We start from the raw sequence: 18,084 nt of genomic DNA, 5'->3' as shown, positions 1-18,084 counted from the left end.
GAATTGACTTCGGCGCGATTGGCCGTATCGTAGAGCCCGATGCTGTCGCGAGCCTGTCATCGCGACTGTCACGGCCTAGCGTTTACCCTATTCCAGCGTTTATTGCTGATCGAGGATCATCAGGAGCTTGCTGCCTGGATGGTCAAATCCTTGCGGGCGGACGGATTCGACATGGATCATGTCCCCGATGGAGAAACTGCCCTGACGATGCTGCAGGAGCAGCCTTACGGTGTGATCCTGCTCGACCTGTCATTGCCCGGCATCGATGGCCTGGAAGTCCTGCGCATTGCCAGGGCCCGCGGCGTCGGCGCGCCTATCCTGATCCTGACCGCGCGCACCGAAGTTGCCGACCGCATCAAGGGCCTGGACCTGGGCGCCGACGACTATATCGCCAAGCCCTTCGACCTTGGAGAATTGAGCGCGCGCATCAAGGCCCAGTTGCGGCGCACCCATGGTGGCCAGCCGGTGACGCGCTTCGGCGATCTCGCCTTCGACTCGGTCGAGCGCATCTTCCTGCTGCGCGATGCACCGCTGATGCTGTCGCGGCGCGAGCATGCGGTTCTGGAAGCGCTGTTTATCCGCGCCGGCCGCGTGGTAACCCGCGAAAGCCTGCTCGGTCGGGTGTTCTCGCTGGATGACGAAGTCAATCCCGAGGCCATCGAGCTCTACGTATCCCGCGTACGCAAGAAGCTGCGCGACAGCAAAACGACCATCACCGCCGTCCGGGGCATTGGCTACCTGCTCGAATCGAATCATGACAGCGACTGAGCGTCGGCACAGCCTGCGCCGGCGTCTGCTTTGGCGCTTGACCATCCCGCTGGTCGCGGTCGGCATCTTTACCGCTTTCACCTCGTATCGCACCGCGTTGTCCGAAGCCAATCAGGCCCATGACCGCACGCTGCTGGCTTCCGCGCGCGCCATCGCGGAGCGGCTCGACTATCGCAATCACCAGTTGGTGGTGGACGTTCCCTATGTCGCACTGGACACCTTCCAGGTCGATATCCGGGGCCGCATTTTTTATCGGGTCCGCGATCCGGCGGGGCGTTTTGTTTCCGGTGACCGGGATTTGCCGCCGATGCCCAAGGACGTGCCGCGCAGCGACCACTACCCTGCCCTCGTGCATTTCTACAATACCGATTACCTCGGCACGCCGCTGCGCGTCGCGGCATTATGGCAACCGGTCGCGGGCGCCGGCGATGGCGGCATCGCCCTGGTCGAAGTCGGCGAAACGCTGGAAATACGCGACGACATGGCGATGCGGCTGCTGGCCACCACGCTGTGGCAGCAGGCGCTGTTGATCGCTGCCTCGCTTGCGCTGATCGCACTGGCCGTGCATGTCGCACTGCGGCCGCTGAAGAATATCGAGGCCACGCTACGGGCCCGCGACACCGCCAGCCTGGATCCCATCGACGTTCCCGAACTGCCGCGGGAAATCCATCCCCTTCTCGCCTCGTTGAACAGCTATCTGGACAGTCTGCGCGGCATGGTCTCGCGGCAATCGCAGTTCCTCGACGATGCCTCGCATCAGTTGCGCACCGCGCTCGCGCTGGTCAGAACGCAGGCAGACCATGCCGTGCGGACCTATCAGGCCAAGCCGGAATGGCGCGAGATCCGGGACGCCATTGACCGCACCATCCGGCTGACCAACCAGCTGCTGGCGTTGGCGCGTACCGATGCCCAACCGCCGCATGCCGCGCAAGGCGCCGCGCTGCAGCGGCTGGACCTGACGGCGCTGTGCCGGGCGGTGTCGGCCGAGTGGTATCTCGCGGCGCGCGACCGGCAGCTGGACTTCGGCCTGAGCGCCTGCGACCAGGTGCACGCCTACGTCAACGGCGACGAAGGCATGCTGCGCGAAATGCTGGCCAATGTTCTCGACAATGCCGTGCAATACACGCCCGCGGGCGGACGGGTGGAAGTAACCGTGATGGCGGGGGCCACCACGCATCGGGTGCTGGTGGACGACAGTGGCCCCGGCATTGCGCCGGCGATGCGGACCAAGGCATTCGAACGATTCGCGCGCCTCGGCGGCTCGCGTTCTCCGGGCAGTGGACTGGGTCTGGCAATCGTGCGGCAGATCTGCGAAGCGCACGGCGGACGCGTGCTGCTGGAAGACGGGCCGGATGGACGAGGACTTCGGGTCCGTATCGAATTGCCTGCCGCCAGCGCGCCCGGCCGTGTCAGCGGATCGCTACCGGATTCACGTTGACCTGCGTCGAGCCGACATAGCGTGGCTGGCCCAGCACGAACAGGAATTCCCACGCCTTGTCACGCACCAGTGCGCGGCTGTCGATCAGTTCGAGGTTATAGATGCCACGCTTGGCCAGCATGAACTGATTGACCGGAAACTCTTCGCCGCTCGGATTCGGGTACACCTCGGACGCCCAGGTGTCGCCGCCGAACGCCACGATGCCCTGGTCGGCGAGCCATCGCGCCGCTTCCATGCCGATGCCCGGCTCCACGTCGAGGAACTGCTTGTTGTCCTTGCCGATCAGATCGAGCCATCCGGTGTGGAACAGCACGACATCGCCCTTGCGCAACGCGACGCCCTGGCGCTTGAGCACGGTCTGGATATCGGCAACCTTGAATTCCGTTCCGCCCGGCACGATGGCCTTGCCATAGTGAGCGGTCATGTCCAGCACCACGCCCCGCGTGACGATCGGCGGTACCTTTTCCACGCCCAGCTTCTTCACGCCCTCCACCGTGACGATGTCCGCGGCGCGATTGCCGTTGTAGTAGACGTTGTCGATACCGATATGCCCGATGCCATTGAGCTGGGTGCCGACGCCGGTCCACGCCACGGCGAGCTCATCGTTGAACGTAAAGCGGTTCGGCCCCAGAGTCTGGCCGGCCTGCTCCCCGGGCTGGATGTTGTACAGCTTGAAGCTGCGATGCCGGAATGCCGGCAGATCCTTGCTGACCGGAACGCCGAGCGCATAGGTCTTGCCGGTCTTGACCAGCCCGGCGGCCTGCCGGACGACGTCGGGCGTCAACAGGTTGGCCGCGCCGATTTCATCGTCCGGCCCAAACTGCGAGGGATACCAGTCGGCCGCCGATGCGCCGTGAGCCGTTGCCGCCAATATCACCGCCATCGCAATTCCGTGCTTCGCTTTCATCGTGTTCTCCGCTCTCTGACGATCGAATCACGATTCTGCTGTGGCGCTCGACTGCGAAAAACCGGCCCGGCTGCGAAAGACCTTTGAATCGTACGCAAGGGTCGATGGATCGGTCAGCTCGGCAACCGGCTAGTTCGACCGCGGCAGGATCTCCATCGATTCACACTCGCTCCCGCGGCACCAGGCAATGATCTGGACCTGGCCGATGTCCCATTCCAGAGTGAATGCGCCAAAATCAAAGGAGCTATAGCGGCATCGGTCCCCAAGGACTTCCTTGAGGCGGTCCACCGGCTGCCCAGCGTAGCGACTCACGTCGACGAGCGCGGTGAGGATGCGCGCCTCCTCCTCAGCCTTGGCGCGCGCATGCCGGGCTCCCGCTCGCCGGGACCAGGAGACGAGCCAGAGTCCGAGCATTGTCAAGGCAAACAGCAACAGTGCGGAGGCGGTGGAGAGCATGCGCAGCCGGGGAGTTCTGGACGGCAATACGGTCCGAATGGGTCTTGACTCGAAAAGTCGATCTCGAATTGTACCGACCATCCGGCCAGAGCGACGCGCCGGCAACCAGCGTTGGAATCGGAATTGGCACGCGCAAGGCGCCCCGCATGGGCCCAGATCGCATTCAATGCGCCGCGACACCCCTCCCCCGCTGTATTCGCCTCTGCAGACTGTGCGCAATGAACGCCGCCATCGTCCCCAGCGTGGCCGCCGAGGCCAGCATCGTGAACGCGGCCACCGATGGCGGCTGGTGCGACGCAAAGTAGGCGACCAGACCGAGGAAGAAGCCCAGCAGGTTGTTCAACGCGGGTGCCTTTGCCAGCGACAACGCGATGCCGGTGATTGCAAACACGACCGCAGTGAGCGTGTATTGCCCCAGCAGCGGCGTCAGTGCCGCCATGGCAAGCGCCGTGCCGATACCGAGCGCCACGCCGATCAGCACGCAGCCCAGATTGATCGCGCCCTGCTTCAGGTTCATACCGCGTGTGAAGAATGAAATCCAGCCAACGAACATGGCCCATACCGGCACGTCCAGCGCGGTCACGCTCAGCGTGGCGGCCGACGAGGCAACGATCGACTCGGCGATGACCACCTTCAAATGCGTGGGAAAGGAGCGATCAGCCATGGCTCATCTCCGCTGACTGAGCGGCGAGGAGAGGCGACAACAGGTCCGCCAGCCCGATGCGCCGCAGGAAATCGGCACGGATCCGGTCGGCGACTGCATTGACCACCTCGCAGCCATCGTCCGAGGGATCGACATGGACGCGGAAGGGCCGCTTGCTGCAGGGACGCCCGACGATGTCGACAATGGCCTGGGCCACCGCCGAAACGTCGGCATCGGGCGGTTCGCACGCGGCCAGACTCTGGAGAACCTCCTGCTCGAAGCCGGCATAGGCGCCGGTGGCATATTCCTGCTCGCGGGCGGTATCGGCCGGGCGGCCGCTGTGCGCGAAGTGATTGGTGCCCTTGGTGAACGCCCCGGGTACGATGATCGACGTCTCGATGCCCCAGCGGGCAAGCTCTCCGGCATAGCTGACCGCGACGGCATCCATTGCCGCCTTGGCGGCGAAGTACGGCGCCAGGTAAGGCGGCGTGCCGCCACGGTGGCTGCTGCTCCCGACCCACAGGACCAAGCCCTGCCCCTGCTTGCGCATTTGCGGCAAGACTGCGCGGTTCACGCGCTGGGTCCCCAGTACGTTCACGTCGTACAGATGCGCAAATTGCTCCGGCGTGAAGGCTTCGGCGGGACCGAATGCCATGTGGCCGGCGTTGTGAATCAGTACATCGATCCGCCCCTGTTCCGCGACGACGCGATCCACTGCGGATTGCGCGGAACTCTCGGACTGCACGTCCAGTTCGACGGCATGCAGGTTCACCTTGTTGTCGGCGGCATATGCCAGCAGCGCGTCGACCTGGGGCGCATTGCGTCCCTGCGTGTCGCGCATTCCCGCATAGACGGTGTGGCCCGCCGACGCGAGCGCTCTGGCGCTCAGGGCACCGAAGCCGCTGGAGGCGCCGGTAATCAGGATGGTCAGACTCATGGTTTGCTCCTCGCTCGTAGATGGCACTTCGCTGAGGCATTGCGTTGCGTTGCGTTGGGGAGAGCATCGTCTGCCCCGGTACTGGCGTCGTGCGCCGTGATGAACGCGATCGCTTTGCCGAAGGGACGCTCGGATTGGATTGCGCGTCCCATGGCGACCATCTTGGCGGTTGGCGAGGATGGGATAAAGGTGGCCGGCTTGGCGGGTCAATTCAACGCGGCATAACAATGCGGTGGAATCGAATCTGCCGCAGCAGCGAAAACGGCGACGGGTGCACCCGCCGCCGCGTCCTCCTTGTCCCCGGTCCGCAGTCTTCCAAGCCCAGAGCAACAGGAGGAGTTATCCGGCTTTGTCCGGATCTCCACACGCCGGCAGGCCGCCGGCGCAGCGTGCTCACTTCCTTGCTGCCGACGGAACGGCCTCTCCTCGTTCCGCGCCATAGGTCTTCACCAGGTAATCGACGATAACGGGTATGTCCTCGTCCTTCAGCGGTGCGCCGAAAGGTGTCTTCATCTTCTTGACGGTTGCCTCCCAGTACTTGCGGGGCGAGGAAGCCGGCTGCGTCGAGACGTACTGCGCGGAATGGCAGGTCATGCAATTCTGCAAGGCAAGCGCGTATCCCGGCAGGCTGCTCGGCTTGTACATTGCCGTCTCTTGAGGGAGCTTGATTTCAAGCGCCATCGCACTGGATGTCGCCGCGAAAGCAACGACGGCAGCAAGGGCGGATCGCATCTGGTTTTTTCTTTTCATGGCGCCCTCACCTGACGATCACGCGCGTGGATTCCACCACGTTGCGCATGTATCCAGCCGGATTCCAGTTCGCGGTCAGCGGCTGCGTCTCGCCCGAGCGGCTTTTCGCCCGAACGCGCAGGTCGTAATTGCCCTTCCTGGCCGGACGGAACGCAATGCTCCATTCCCGGAACGAGTACCGGCCCAGGTCCTTGCCGAGAGATGCCGTACGCCAGCTGGTGCCGCCATCGTCGGAAAATGCCACCTCCTGGATACCGTGTCCGCCGTCGAAGGCAATGCCCTTGACGACGACCTGCTGCCCCATCGGCACGATACTGTCCTGCATGTGGCTCGTGATAAAGGACCGCACATTGAATCGGCCAATGGGAACGGTGCTGGTGGGCGCGGTACCTGGAGAGACGCAGGCGCAGTCATTGGCCGGAATCCGATAGGCTGAGTTCATCCAGAATCCGTCGAACGGTTTGTCCAGCACCTGAATGTGGGACAGATGCTTGACCCAATACGTCCCGTAGTGCCCGGGCACGACCAAACGCAAGGGATAGCCGTTCAGGAATGGCAAGTCCTTGCCGTTCATCGCCCAGGCCAGCATGACCTCGCCGTCCATGGCGTGATCCAGTGTCAGCGCCTTGACGAAATCGGGTCCTGTTTCGAGCGGCGAACGATCCAGTCCATCGAAACTGACCTGGACCGCCCCGGCCCTGACACCGACCCTTTCCAGCAATGCGCGCAACGGAATACCGGTCCAGCGGGCATTGCCCATGGCGCCATTGCCGAGCTGCCCGCCATTGACGCGCGGGTCGAAAAACCCTCGGCTATTGCCGGAGCATTGATTGACGGCAACGAGATCGACGGGCTCGGCAATCTTGCGCAGTTCCCGCAATGACAGCTCCATGGCGTTGGCGACATGGCCATCGATCTTGAGCCGATACTTGGCAGCATCAATGTCCGTGGGAATGCCGCTCCAGTGATAACGCACGAAAAAGGCGTCATTGGGGGTGATTGCGCCCTCGCGAAACACTTCAAAAGGCGTCTCGAGCTGCGGCGGGCGGCTGGTCAGCAGAATCAGCGGCCGCTTCTGCGGAAATGCCACCAGTTCGCGCTGGCCGTTCTCGAATGGCATTTCGATGGTCCGGCTTGCGGCCAGCACCGCCGGTGCCGCCAGTCCGAGTGTTCCCTGAAGGGCGATGGCCGCGCCGCCCTTCAAGATGCTGCGACGGCCGTAATCGGCGCCGTCGGACTTATGCCGTCCCGCCATTCCTGTCTCCTGGTCTTTTGATTAATTGATGGCGAGCAGCGTAAAAGAACGACGCTTATAAGTAAAACCGGTAATTTTGGTATCCCTTACCGGGAAATTGAATTCCCCCCGACGCGCCGCCCTGGCACGCCAAAATCCGGCATCGCTACATCAGCAAGCCCCTGCAAAGTACCGACAAGCCGCTGAGACAGAGGAAGAGCAATAAATATCGACGCACGGCATTGGGCGATATCCGCCGACGCAGTCGCGAACCGATCGCCAGCCCAATGAGTCCGAACGGCAATGCAAATGCCGCGCTGCGCAGCAATTCGGTCTGCTGCAGCAATCCGCTGCCGGCAAACGCGGCCAGCCGTGCCAACGCGCTGACGAGTATCACGGCGGCAATCGTCGAACGAAATTCGTCGATCTGCGGAAGCCGCCTGGACAGGTACATCGTATAGATTGGCCCGCCCGTTCCAAACAGCGCACTGAATACGCCGCCCACCACGCCGGCCGGCACCGACCACCCCTTGGCCGCGTTCTCTGCCGGTCCCGACGACGCCATCAGCGCCCGGCCCGTCATCACGAGCACGAACAGGCCGAGCGCGACCAGCAGCCAGCGGGACTCGACCTTGGCCAGCACGGTCGTGCCGAGCGCCACGCCGACCATCATGAACGGGATCAGGCGCAGCAACTCCGGGCGGGAAACCGAGCTGCGGTTGCGCAGGCCGACCAGCGCTGTTGTCACGAGGTCGAGCAGAAGCAGCATCGGAACAACGAACTGCAGCGGGACGAACTGCACGAGGATCGGTACCGCGACCATCGCGGCGCCGAAGCCCGTCAGTCCGAATACCGTATAGGCCGCCGCGATCGTCGCGCCCAGCACGGCGTAGTGTTCAGTTCCCATCAGGCGCTCGCCGAAGAAAGGCCTTCTCCACCGCTAGTTCGCCGATATCTTGCGCTTCGCCACAAGCGGCTTCCAGCGGCCGAATTCCTGGGCGATTTCCTCGCGCAGCGGCCCCTTTGGCGTCAGCGTCCGGGTCATGCCTTGCGTGGCGAGATAGCGTTGCATGCCTGGTTCCGCCGTTGCATTCTCGAGGTCCGCGTACATTTTCGCCGTCAATTCCTTCGGCGTACCGGCCGGCGCCATCAGCGCAAACCAGCCATGGAAGGAGAAGCCCTGGAGACCCGCTTCAGAGGCCGTCGGCACGTCGGGAAGCAGCGGGGATCGCTCCTTTCCGGTCACCGCAAGGGCACGCAGGCGGCCGCCTTTCAGCAGGGGAGAGATCGCATTGATATTGCCCACTGTCATGTCGACCGTGCCGGCCATCAGGTCCGAGTATGCCGGCCCTTCCCCCTTGTACGGTATGTGCACGACGTCGATGCCAGCCGCTTCGGCAAAGGCTTCGCTGGCGATATGGACCTGGCTGCCATTGCCCGCGGAGGCGAAGGTCAGCTTTCCCGGATTGCCCTTGGCGTAGGCAATCAGTTCCGTCATCGTCTTGGCCGGAACCTTCGTGTTGATGGTGACCACCATGGGACCGCTGGCGACCTTGCCGATCATCTCGAAACTCTGTTCCGAGTAGGGCAGCTTCTGATAGATCAGCGGGTTGACGGTGAACATGCTGCCGGAGGCGAGCAACAGCGTATAGCCGTCCGGCGCCGACTTGGCCACGACTTCGGCGCCCACCGCCCCGCCGGCGCCGGGCCGATTGTCCACCACGACGGGCTGATTCCACTGCTTGCCGAGCTCGAGCGCCACGGCGCGTGCCAGCAAATCGGTCGCGCCGCCCGAGGCGAATGGGACCACCAGCCGGATCGGCTTGCGGGGCCACTCCTCGGCATGCGCCGGCGCCACGGACAGCGGTGCGACAGCAAGCGCGAGCATCGCCACGGCGGTCGAAGCGCGGGCGCGCGGTGCTGGCACATTGCCGCGCGGCTGGATCGCAATCGGATGGGATTGCGGCGCGCGCAACCGTTGGAGTCCTTGGAACCGTTGGAACCGATGCAGCCATTGCTGTCCTGCGGCGATCCAGCCGTGAATGCGCCGTTGCGTGCCATGTGAGTTCATCGTTGTCTCCTGCCTGGATTTCGTTTATCGGAACGATCTTGCAGTTGCTTGTCATCGATTCGGATGGTGAGCATTGCTTTCCCGGCAACAAAATATGGAGCGCTCACATCGATCGATTTAGTGAGTTATGTTTTTTAAGAACGAACGCCCTCCTCCCGGTCATCAACGGGTGAATCCATTTCCCGGCGATAGAAAAAGCCGCGCTGCTATCCGGATCGATATGGGCGGAAGAATTCCGGCATCGATGCGAAAATCGGTCAGCCTTTGCGCGCCAGCTTCGGACGGCCTTCGCTCGGCGTGCTGGCCGGTGTCGTCACGGCGGTCAACGCATCGAGCAGCAAGCGCGAAAGATGCGCGCGCGGATTGTCACGGGGGACCAGAATCCCGAGGCGACGCATCAGCGGGGGCGAGCCGAACGGAATAGTCCGGATCGTCGGCGGAAACTCGTTTTCGACGCCGCGTCCCGGCACCACCGACGACCCCAGGCCATTGGCCACCATCGCGATCACGCCTTCGAGCGTGTCGATCTCCATCGTCGAGCGCACCGCAATCTGGCGCCGGATCATTTCTTCCTGGACCAGCAGGCCAACCCGGGCCGTGCGGTTGAATCGCACATAGGGCGTGGTTTCCAGCACGCCCTTGTCCGAGTCCCCTCGCGTCGTGACGTGCGTGATGACGACGAACTCTTCGTTGAAGAACGGCAGGAACTCGAGATCGATCCGCGGCACCTCGGGCTCCGTGACCACGGCGACATCGAGTTGCCGGCGATACACCGCCCGCTCGAGGTCGTGCGTCAGGCCCGTGGTCAGGTGGATGTCGATGCGGTGCCCCTGCTGCTGGAGCCGCTTCAGGGCCAGCGGCAATACGCCCGAGACGCAGGTGTGGACCGATCCCAGCTTGAGCACGCCACCGGCGGCTTCCCGCCTGAGGGCCGCGCTCATGCTTTCCCAATGGGTCAGCAGGTCGCGCGCGCGATTGGTAAAGGCGAGTCCCGCGTCGGTCAGCACGGGCGGCCTGCGGCTGCGATCGAAGATCGTCATGCCGAGTTCTTCCTCCAGCGCGCGCATTTGCATGCTGACTGCCGATAGCGACAGTCCGATCGCATTGCCCGCTTCGGCAAAGCTTCCGCGATCGGCGATGGCTACCAGTGTGTAGAGCGTCTTGACGTCCATGTCTGACAGTTCGGTTTGCGGTTTGCGGTTTGTGGTTCCACCCGCCAGCGTGCGTGCCATCGTTCCGCCGAATGGACGCGCGCGTCGCGCTAGAGGCCGAGCAGGCGACGGGCATTGCCGCCCATCACCCTTTCCATGTTCTCCGGACGAATCGGCAGCGTCTCGAACCACCGCTTGTAGTCCTTCACCGGGCAGAACGGGAACGAACTCGCGTACAGCATCCGATCGGCCAGGAAGGAATCGGCCGCCTTCACATACTCCTCGGATCCCGGCATTCTAGAGAAATACATGTCCGGCGACAGATACAGGTTGGGGCGGCGGAAGGCGATATGCAGGATCTCGGTGACCCATGGCCAGCCGCCGTGGACGACGACCACCTTCAGCCTTGGAAAGTCGGTCAGCACGCGATCGGTTCGCACGGGATCGGAGTAGCTCAGGTCCGGGCCCGCGGTGCCGCCCACCATCAGGATCACGGGCACGTCCAGGTCTTCGCAGTGCGCGTAGATTGGATACAAGCAGCGGTCGTCCGCGTACATGGGAATCGGGTAGGAGCCCGGCTCGATATTGATCGCCTTGAAGCCGTTGGCCACCGCCTCCGAAATGGTCTTGCACGCAGCCACGCGGTTGGTCGGATCGATCGACGCGGCCCCGATGAAGCGGCCCGGGTAGTCCTGCACGATGCGGGCGACGTCCGCGTTGGACACGCTGCCGAGCGTTCCTGCCAGCCGTCCCACTACCACGCCCTGGTCGACGCCAGCCTCGTCCATCTCCTGCAGCAGCAAATCCATCGATTGCCGCTGCGCGGCCGCCGAGGGTTCGAAACCGACGGTCCGGGTAAATCCGTCGCGGCGCTCCCCCGCCGAATACATCAGCGTATCGAGAAATCCGCCGAGCGGCGGGCGCAGTCTGAAATCGATGATCATGTCGCGTTCCTGGCTGTGGTTCCTGGCTGGTTGCTGCGGTATTGCCGATTGCCCTACATCACCTCGTTCTTGCGGTCGTCGGTCTCGCCGTACCGGTGCAGTGCCGGCGGCTTGAGGCCGGCATAGAGTTTCTCGATGCCGGCATTGATGACCTCGGCATGCTGCGCAAACAGCGAATTACCCTCCAGGTCGCTCTCGACGATGAACGGGCCGAACTTCTCGACCTCGAACATCCACATCGCCTGCGCGATCCCCAGTTCGTCGAGCCAGAACACGTCCTTGACGCGCTTGATGCCTCGGCCGAGCAGCGCACCGGTGCCATAGCCGACAGTCGTCAGGTAGATCGCCCCAGCGGGCGCCAGCACGCGCTTGTAGTCGTCCGCCGGCATGCCGCCCTTGCCGATGAAGATCCGGCATCCCGTCTTCTCCAGCCACTTCGGGATCCATTTGGAGAACCGGAAGCTTGCGGTCGCGGTCACCGCGCCCACGTTGTAGCTGCCGTCCTCATTCGGCGCCGCGGCCGGCGAGCAGTGGAAGTTGACGTTGCTGAGGCCGTGCAGCGCGATCGGCAGCTCGACACCGTCATCGAGCACCTTCTTGTAGACGCCCTCCCGCGCGGTATAGACCACGCCCGTCAGATAGACGGCCGCGCCCAGTTCGAGCCTGGCGATGTCTTCCGTCGAGGCCGGCAGGTTGAGATGGCAGACCTTCAGCTCATCGTCTTGCGGATTTACCATTCGACCGTCTCCCTGCGCAGATAAGGGGTGAACCACTGAGGGTCCGTTCGATATTCGATGTTGCCGTCCGCGTGAAGGCGCGCGGTGGCGCGCCGCGACGACAGGCAGAAGGTATGCAGGCTGATCGGCATCCCACCGGTGTGGGTGTGGCCGACCTCGATATGGCAGTCGACCACCATCGAGGACCCGACAAAGCCCATGGCACCCATGCCGATGGAATTGCCCAGCTTCATCAGTTCGAGCTCGAGCTCGGCAATCTTCGGGTCGGGATTGCGATCGCCGACGACACGCAGACACGCCGCCTGCTTGCCAAGCTGCATGCAGGTGTCCTTCGACCCGCCCAGGCCGATTCCGACGATCGCCGGCTGGCATGCCAGCCCGCGCTTGCCGAATGCGATCAGCGTATCGAGGACGAATCGCTTGATCCCGTCGATGCCATCGCCGGGAAACAGCATCCGGTAGTCGGTGCCGAACAGCCCACCCTTGTGCACCGTGGTGATGTCGACCCAATCGGCGTCCGGCTCGAACGACCATTCGATCTCTGGCGCATTGATGCCGACGTTGTTGTTGTTGTCGGTCCGCCAGAGCGGATGCACGCGATTCGGACGCAGCGGAATCGCCTGCGTCGCGTCCGCGGTCGCCTTGCGCAGCGCACGCTCGACCGCGACGAATCCGCGCTGCACCGAGGCGTCGTTGCCGACCTTGACGTAGTACCGCGGCAGACCGGTATCGGCGCACATTGGCCGGCGGTCCTGGTCGGCGGCTTCCCAGTTTTCCTGCATCGCGTGGATGACGAAACGCGGCAGTTTGCCGGTCTCGGTCTTCTGCAATGCCTGGATGCCTTGCCTGTAGTCGTGGGGGATCTCGATCGCGGCGCGCTTCATGATTTCGAATGCGGCTTCCTCGACCCGATCGATGGAGATGGTCATCGTAGCGTCCTTTATGCGGCGACTTTCGGGGGTTGGCCGGCCTCGCCGGTAATCAGCGACTGGCCGGGCTCGACGATGTCGAACTTCACCGGGACCATGTCGAGGCGGATAGCGTCGCCGTCGGCACTCACGCGGGTGTATCGGCTGCCGTGCAGATCGCCGGGCTCCGGGAAGTCTTCGCGGAAATGCGCACCGCGGCTGTTTTCCCGCGCCAGCGCGGAAACGGTGATTACGCGGGAGATATCGACCAGGCTCTGCAGATTGAGCCAGTCGTGCCAGGTCACGTTGTAGCGGCGGTCGCCATCGGACACGCCCATCGCCATCAATGCGTGCCGGTGCGAACCGATGGCATCGAGCCCGCGGCGCATCGCCTGTTCGTTGCGCAGCACGCCCACGTCATCCCACATCGTCTGCGACAGCGCATCCCGCAGCGCATGAATGGCGCCCGGCGGCTTCGAGAAGGGATATTCGGCCCGCTCGATGCCGGCGTGGATGACCCGTTTGTCGGGCTCCTTCCATTGCCGCACGCCCGAGACATAGGCGGCCATCGAATCGCCGGCGATACCGCCAAACACCGTGGAGTTGGCCACACCGTTGCCCCCGAGGCGGTTGGCACCGTGGACGCCGCCGCAGTCTTCGCCCGCCGCAAACAAGCCCGGCGAAGCGGTGCTGCAGTCGACATCGAATTCCACGCCGCCCATCAGGTAGTGGGCGGTCGGTACCACCTCCACACGGCCGCCGGCGAGGTCGAAGCCGCAGTCCTTGCAACGGTTGACCATGCCGGGGAAGGTCTTTGCGACCTTTTCGGGCCCGAGGTGGCTCATCTGGATATAGATGCCGCCCATCGGGCCGGTACGGCCGGCACGCATCTCGGCATAGATGCCGCGACTGACCACGTCGCGCGTCGCACGCTCGCCGCGCGCGTCGTAGTTGGTCATGAAGCGCTCGCCGTCGCCGTTGATGAGCCAGCCGCCGGCGCCCCGCAGGCCCTCTTCCAGCACGGTACCGGTCATGCGGGTATCCGGGCCGCCGAGCAGCCCCGTCGGGTGAAACTGCACCATCTCCATGTCGCGCAGGCTCAGGCCATAGCGCATGGCCATCGCCAGGCCGTCGCAGGTCTTGTCGCCCGAGGGCGTGTGGTAGCGGTACATGGTCGGGCCGGCGCCGGTGGCCAGCAGCACGGCTTTCGCCTGCACGAAGCGATAGGTGCCGCGGCGCATGTCGATGAACAGAACGCCGGCGATACCCGATCCGTCCACGGCCGGGATCAGCTCGATGGCGCGATGCTCCTCCATTTCCTCGACGTCGAGCGCCCGCACCTGTTCCATCAGCCGGTTGATGATCTCGATGCCGGTCAAGTCGGCCTTGTGAACGGTACGATCGAAGCTCTGCCCTGCAAAGGCCTTCTGGTGCAGCGTGCCGTCCGGATTGCGGTCGAAGAAGCAGCCGATCTCGTTCTCGAGCTCGCGCACGCGTTCGACCGCCCCCTGCACCAGCCGCCACGCCAGGTCCTGCCGCGGCAGCCATTTGCCGCCCTCGATCGTGTCCATGAAATGGCGCTCGACGGAATCGCCCGCGGACAGTGCCACGTTATAGCCGCCCTGGACCATGCGGGTGCAGCCGCATTTTCCGAGCAGGCCCTTGACGGCCACCGATACCTTGAGCGCCGGATTCGCCTTCTTCGCATGCAGCGCGGCGAACAGCCCGGCGCCGCCGGTGCCAAGAATCAGGATGTCCGTTTTATGGTTCTCGACTTGCATTTCAGATGACCCCCAGGGCAAAGATCACGCCGACGAACAGGGACAGCGCACCACCCCAGCTGATCCACGACAGGCGCGCGTCGCGGGCGGAGCTCCATGGCAGCAGTTCAAGCGCCAGCAATCGCAGGCCGAAGCACATGTGAATGGACAGCAGCAGCACCAGGCCCCATTCGCCGAACTTGACGGCGCCCATGTCGGCGAATTTCAGGAAGGCGTCCATGCGCGCGCGTTGATCGAGCGCGAGGCCGAGCACATAGAAATGCGCCGGCAAGAAGATGCCCAGTGCGAGCCCGGACAGGCGATGGCCGAGAAAGGCCCAGTACGCGCGATGGTTGCGGGGAGACTTCATGACATGAAACCTCCGACCGCCGCGACGGCGCGCAATCCCATCCACATCAGCAACAGCCCGAACAGCAGGCACAACACCGAAGACGCGCCACGGCTCAGGCGGGCCCATTCGATCAGGATGTTGCGCAGGCCGATGGGCACGTGGACCGCGACGCTGACCACGAACAGCGAATAGAACGGAATCCACAGCCAGCTTCCCTGCGTGCGGGACAGGATTTCGGCGGCGGTCAGGCCGCCGCGTACCGCATACAGAATGACCGCGAGATGGACCAGCACGAATGGCGCCATGACCATCGCGCTCAAGCGCTGGAGCGCGAACAGACGCTGCTCCATGGTCAGCCCCCTCCCTTCAGGAACTGCAGCAGCGCGTTCTTCTTCAGCCCCGCAATGCTGCCGGTCGGGCTCAAGCTCACCGGGCAGTGCGTCATGCAGTTGCCCTGCGTATGGCAGGCGTTGCAGCCGCTGCCGGACGTCGCCTTCTTCAGCACGTCCTTCGGGTCCGCATGGCGTTCGTCGTTGAAGAGCGTCCAGGCGCGATTGAGCGCAGCGGGGCCGAGATAGTCCTTGTCCCACGACACCACGTCGCAGGCGGCATAGCAGACGCCGCAATTGATGCATTCGATCGCGGCATCGGCCATCTTTCGCTTCTTGCTCGTCGGCGAGACCGCCGCGGGCGGATCGTGACGCGTCGCCGTGCCGACAAACGTATTGCCGGCCTTCTTCCATTTATCGAAGAACTCGGACATGTCCACCACCAGGTCCTTGATGAGCGGCATATTGCGCAGCGGCTCGATGACGATCACGCCATCCTCCTGCACGCGGCTGACGTGGGTGCGGCATGTCCAGCGGGGCTTGCCATTGACGGTCATCGCGCAGGACCCGCATACGCCGACCCGGCATGCGAAGCGATAGGACAACGTGGAATCGATGCGGCGCTGCACTTCGGTCACCACGTCGAGCACCGTCTGGTTCTCGCGCCATGGCACTTCATAGGTCGCGAAGTTGCCTTCCTCGGTGCCGCGAGAAATGCGTACCGTCAAGGTGCGCTGCGCGGTCTCTGTCGCCTCCATCGCTGTCTCCGGTGTCTTTTGCGCTTGGGATGGAAACGAGTTTAAGTAATCGGTATTTCTGAATCAATAATATATAACTTGATATTTTTTGAATTTAAGGCGGAAATATAGCGGATAAGACGCTTGTTAAATACGGATGCCGGTTAGGCGAACCCCAGCGGCAGAGCACGGCCACCCAAGTTTTTGGTTGACATGCAAACAATCTCCGCGTCAGAATAGTTTGCATGCCACCCATCCCGCCCTCCCGGGCATCGCATTCCATCCCTGTCGAACCCTCCCCTGCGCGTCTCGGCCGCCTGATCGGCGCGGTCTATCGCCGATGGCGAAGAGCCGTCGACCAGAGTTTTCGCGAGCTGGGCCTGACCGATGCGTCCCGCGCGCCGTTGGTGGCGCTCTATGAATCCCCGGCGCCGAGCATGCGCCAGGGCGAGCTCGCCGACCTGCTGGCGCTCGACAAGTCGTCGTTGGTCAGGGTGCTGTCGCAGTTGCGCGAGATGGGCCTGGTCGAATGGGAAGCCGACGAGGCCGATCGGCGCGCCAAGAGCATTCGGCTGACGGCGTCAGGCCGCGCCATGGCCAGGCGCATGCTGAGAAAAAGCTTGGAAATCGAGGCGCAGATCCTCGAAGCGCTCTCCCCCGAAGAATTGCAGACCACCCGCTCCGCCCTAGAGAAAATCGCACGCCGCCTGACCGAAGTCTGAGGCGGGCCCCCATCATGCAGTCCTCCCAACAAGCGATTTACCCTTCCGTCCGCGCTCCGATGTGGTTGCTGGTGCTGGTGACGCTCAGCGGCACCATGGCGATGCACATCTTCGTGCCGGCGCTGCCGTTGGCCGGCACGGACCTGCAGGCCAGTGCCGCCGGCATGCAGCAGACCATCACCTACTACGTATTGGGACTGGCCTTCGGCCAACTGATCTACGGGCCGGTATCGGACACGATCGGGCGACGCCCCACGCTGCTGATCGGGCTGGGCCTGTACCTGGTCGCCAGCATCCTCGCCCTGTTTGCGACGTCGCTGACCTGGCTGCTGTTTGCGCGGCTGGCGCAGGCGCTCGGTGGCGCGGCGGGCATCACGCTGGGCCGGTCGATCGTGCGCGATACCGCCGCACCCGGGCGCGTCACCAGCGATCTGGCGCTGCTGAACCTGCTGACGCTGGTGGGCCCCGGCCTGTCGCCGGTCGTGGGATCGTTTCTGGCCGATCAGTTCGGCTGGCGCGCGATCTATGTCTTTCTGGTGGGTATCGCCGGCGTGATGGTGTATTGCGCCTGGCGCCTGCTGCCGGAAACGAATCCCGAGCGCCGATCGCTGGAGGTGTTCACGATCGCGCGGGACTATGGCCGCCTGCTGCGCCACCGGCGCTATCTCGGCTTCATGCTGGGCGGATCCTGTTCGACCACCGCGCTCTACCCGTATCTGGCGACCTCGCCGTACATCGTCCATGAGCAACTGGGCCTGCCGGTCTGGCAGATCGGCTGGTTTGCCACGGTGACGATCGTCGGTGCCAGTGTTGGAACGATGATCACGAAGCGATTGGCGGGCCAGGTTCGGCCGGAGGTCTTCCTGAATGCCGGCGCGGGCCTGAGCCTGTCGATGGCGTCGGCACTGTTGCTGGTGCAGATCGGCGGCTGGCTGACCGCGCCGCTGCTGATCGCAATCACCTTCATGCTCACGGTCGGCGCGGGCCTGGCCAGCCCGGCGGCATTGTCGCGTTCGATCTCGGCCGTTCCCGGCCTGACCGGCGCGGCGGCCGGCCTGTACGGCTGCGGACAAATGGCAATCGGCGCGCTGGGCACCAAGCTGGTCGGATACGGTTCAACGCCCGCGACGGCGTGCGCCGTGGTGCAGATCCTGATCACCGGCACGGCGTTGGGCGCGTATCGGGTCGCGGCGCGAGCAAAGAGCGTCTGATCGCGCATCGCACTGGCTGCGGCCGGCAG

At 64.0% G+C, this 18,084-nt stretch carries 20 protein-coding genes; 4 read left to right on the top strand and 16 right to left on the bottom strand.

Annotated features, from left to right (window positions below):
* Positions 1 to 39: 39 nt before the first annotated feature.
* Both KZ686_RS24410 and KZ686_RS24405 read left to right on the top strand, forming a co-directional pair.
* The gene (locus tag KZ686_RS24410; protein ID WP_265633945.1) at positions 40 to 768 is read left to right on the top strand and encodes a response regulator; all 729 of its coding nucleotides are present in this window, start codon (positions 40 to 42) and stop codon (positions 766 to 768) included.
* Positions 755 to 2,206, top strand: a complete 1,452-nt coding sequence (locus tag KZ686_RS24405) for a sensor histidine kinase (protein ID WP_265635415.1) — start codon at positions 755 to 757, stop codon at positions 2,204 to 2,206. The genes KZ686_RS24410 and KZ686_RS24405 overlap by 14 nt, the downstream gene beginning before the upstream one ends.
* Here the strand turns inward: KZ686_RS24405 and KZ686_RS24400 are convergent.
* From KZ686_RS24400 to KZ686_RS24325, 16 genes are all read right to left on the bottom strand, one after another.
* The gene (locus KZ686_RS24400) at positions 2,178 to 3,113 is read right to left on the bottom strand and encodes a cyclase family protein (RefSeq protein ID WP_226105658.1); all 936 of its coding nucleotides are present in this window, start codon (positions 3,111 to 3,113) and stop codon (positions 2,178 to 2,180) included. The two genes, KZ686_RS24405 and KZ686_RS24400, sit on opposite strands and share 29 nt — an antisense overlap.
* A 129-nt stretch (positions 3,114 to 3,242) precedes the next feature.
* Positions 3,243 to 3,569 carry a hypothetical protein gene (locus tag KZ686_RS24395; protein ID WP_150083958.1) on the bottom strand — a complete coding sequence of 109 codons (327 nt, stop codon included), beginning with the start codon at positions 3,567 to 3,569 and terminating at the stop codon, positions 3,243 to 3,245.
* Positions 3,570 to 3,732: 163 nt separating this feature from the next.
* Entirely contained in the window at positions 3,733 to 4,233 is a 501-nt protein-coding gene (locus tag KZ686_RS24390; RefSeq protein ID WP_150083957.1) for a DUF1097 domain-containing protein, read from the bottom strand.
* Complete coding sequence (locus KZ686_RS24385) at positions 4,226 to 5,149, bottom strand: SDR family oxidoreductase (protein WP_265633944.1); 924 nt, start codon at positions 5,147 to 5,149, stop codon at positions 4,226 to 4,228. The genes KZ686_RS24390 and KZ686_RS24385 overlap by 8 nt, the downstream gene beginning before the upstream one ends.
* A gap of 393 nt (positions 5,150 to 5,542) precedes the next feature.
* Positions 5,543 to 5,899 carry a SorB family sulfite dehydrogenase c-type cytochrome subunit gene (gene sorB / locus KZ686_RS24380; RefSeq protein ID WP_265633943.1) on the bottom strand — a complete coding sequence of 119 codons (357 nt, stop codon included), beginning with the start codon at positions 5,897 to 5,899 and terminating at the stop codon, positions 5,543 to 5,545.
* A gap of 7 nt (positions 5,900 to 5,906) precedes the next feature.
* A complete protein-coding gene (gene sorA / locus KZ686_RS24375; protein ID WP_265633942.1) occupies positions 5,907 to 7,154 on the bottom strand; it encodes a SorA family sulfite dehydrogenase catalytic subunit in 1,248 nt (415 codons plus the stop codon).
* 145 nt (positions 7,155 to 7,299) lie between these two features.
* The gene (locus KZ686_RS24370) at positions 7,300 to 8,040 is read right to left on the bottom strand and encodes a sulfite exporter TauE/SafE family protein (protein WP_226105665.1); all 741 of its coding nucleotides are present in this window, start codon (positions 8,038 to 8,040) and stop codon (positions 7,300 to 7,302) included.
* Between the two features lie 33 nt (positions 8,041 to 8,073).
* Positions 8,074 to 9,021, bottom strand: coding sequence for a Bug family tripartite tricarboxylate transporter substrate binding protein (locus KZ686_RS24365; RefSeq protein ID WP_370639494.1), 948 nt, complete (start codon positions 9,019 to 9,021; stop codon positions 8,074 to 8,076).
* A gap of 440 nt (positions 9,022 to 9,461) precedes the next feature.
* Positions 9,462 to 10,376 (bottom strand): LysR family transcriptional regulator, encoded by a 915-nt coding sequence (locus KZ686_RS24360; RefSeq protein ID WP_322784970.1) that lies wholly within the window; start codon positions 10,374 to 10,376, stop codon positions 9,462 to 9,464.
* 89 nt (positions 10,377 to 10,465) lie between these two features.
* Positions 10,466 to 11,299, bottom strand: a complete 834-nt coding sequence (locus KZ686_RS24355; RefSeq protein ID WP_226105668.1) for an amidohydrolase family protein — start codon at positions 11,297 to 11,299, stop codon at positions 10,466 to 10,468.
* Positions 11,300 to 11,352: 53 nt separating this feature from the next.
* Positions 11,353 to 12,036 (bottom strand): fumarate hydratase C-terminal domain-containing protein, encoded by a 684-nt coding sequence (locus tag KZ686_RS24350; RefSeq protein ID WP_226105669.1) that lies wholly within the window; start codon positions 12,034 to 12,036, stop codon positions 11,353 to 11,355.
* The gene (locus tag KZ686_RS24345; protein ID WP_226105671.1) at positions 12,030 to 12,965 is read right to left on the bottom strand and encodes a fumarate hydratase; all 936 of its coding nucleotides are present in this window, start codon (positions 12,963 to 12,965) and stop codon (positions 12,030 to 12,032) included. Before KZ686_RS24345 ends, KZ686_RS24350 begins: the two co-directional genes overlap by 7 nt.
* 11 nt (positions 12,966 to 12,976) lie before the next feature.
* The gene (locus tag KZ686_RS24340) at positions 12,977 to 14,725 is read right to left on the bottom strand and encodes an L-aspartate oxidase (protein WP_226105673.1); all 1,749 of its coding nucleotides are present in this window, start codon (positions 14,723 to 14,725) and stop codon (positions 12,977 to 12,979) included.
* A gap of 1 nt (position 14,726) precedes the next feature.
* Positions 14,727 to 15,074 carry a succinate dehydrogenase gene (locus tag KZ686_RS24335; RefSeq protein ID WP_226105675.1) on the bottom strand — a complete coding sequence of 116 codons (348 nt, stop codon included), beginning with the start codon at positions 15,072 to 15,074 and terminating at the stop codon, positions 14,727 to 14,729.
* Positions 15,071 to 15,406 carry a succinate dehydrogenase gene (locus KZ686_RS24330; RefSeq protein WP_226105677.1) on the bottom strand — a complete coding sequence of 112 codons (336 nt, stop codon included), beginning with the start codon at positions 15,404 to 15,406 and terminating at the stop codon, positions 15,071 to 15,073. Before KZ686_RS24330 ends, KZ686_RS24335 begins: the two co-directional genes overlap by 4 nt.
* A 2-nt stretch (positions 15,407 to 15,408) precedes the next feature.
* Positions 15,409 to 16,143, bottom strand: a complete 735-nt coding sequence (locus KZ686_RS24325; protein WP_226105679.1) for a succinate dehydrogenase/fumarate reductase iron-sulfur subunit — start codon at positions 16,141 to 16,143, stop codon at positions 15,409 to 15,411.
* A 224-nt stretch (positions 16,144 to 16,367) separates the two neighbouring features.
* Between KZ686_RS24325 and KZ686_RS24320 the strand changes: the two genes are divergently transcribed.
* Positions 16,368 to 16,844: a MarR family winged helix-turn-helix transcriptional regulator gene (locus KZ686_RS24320; protein ID WP_226105681.1), complete on the top strand. Its 477-nt coding sequence runs from the start codon at positions 16,368 to 16,370 to the stop codon at positions 16,842 to 16,844.
* 59 nt (positions 16,845 to 16,903) lie between these two features.
* Positions 16,904 to 18,055, top strand: a complete 1,152-nt coding sequence (locus KZ686_RS24315) for a multidrug effflux MFS transporter (protein WP_226105683.1) — start codon at positions 16,904 to 16,906, stop codon at positions 18,053 to 18,055.
* The last annotated feature ends 29 nt before the right edge of the window (positions 18,056 to 18,084 follow it).

The sequence above is a fragment of the Cupriavidus cauae genome (assembly GCF_026210475.1).
In the GTDB taxonomy this organism is placed as follows: domain Bacteria; phylum Pseudomonadota; class Gammaproteobacteria; order Burkholderiales; family Burkholderiaceae; genus Cupriavidus; species Cupriavidus cauae.
This window is presented reverse-complemented; position numbering and strand designations above follow the sequence as displayed.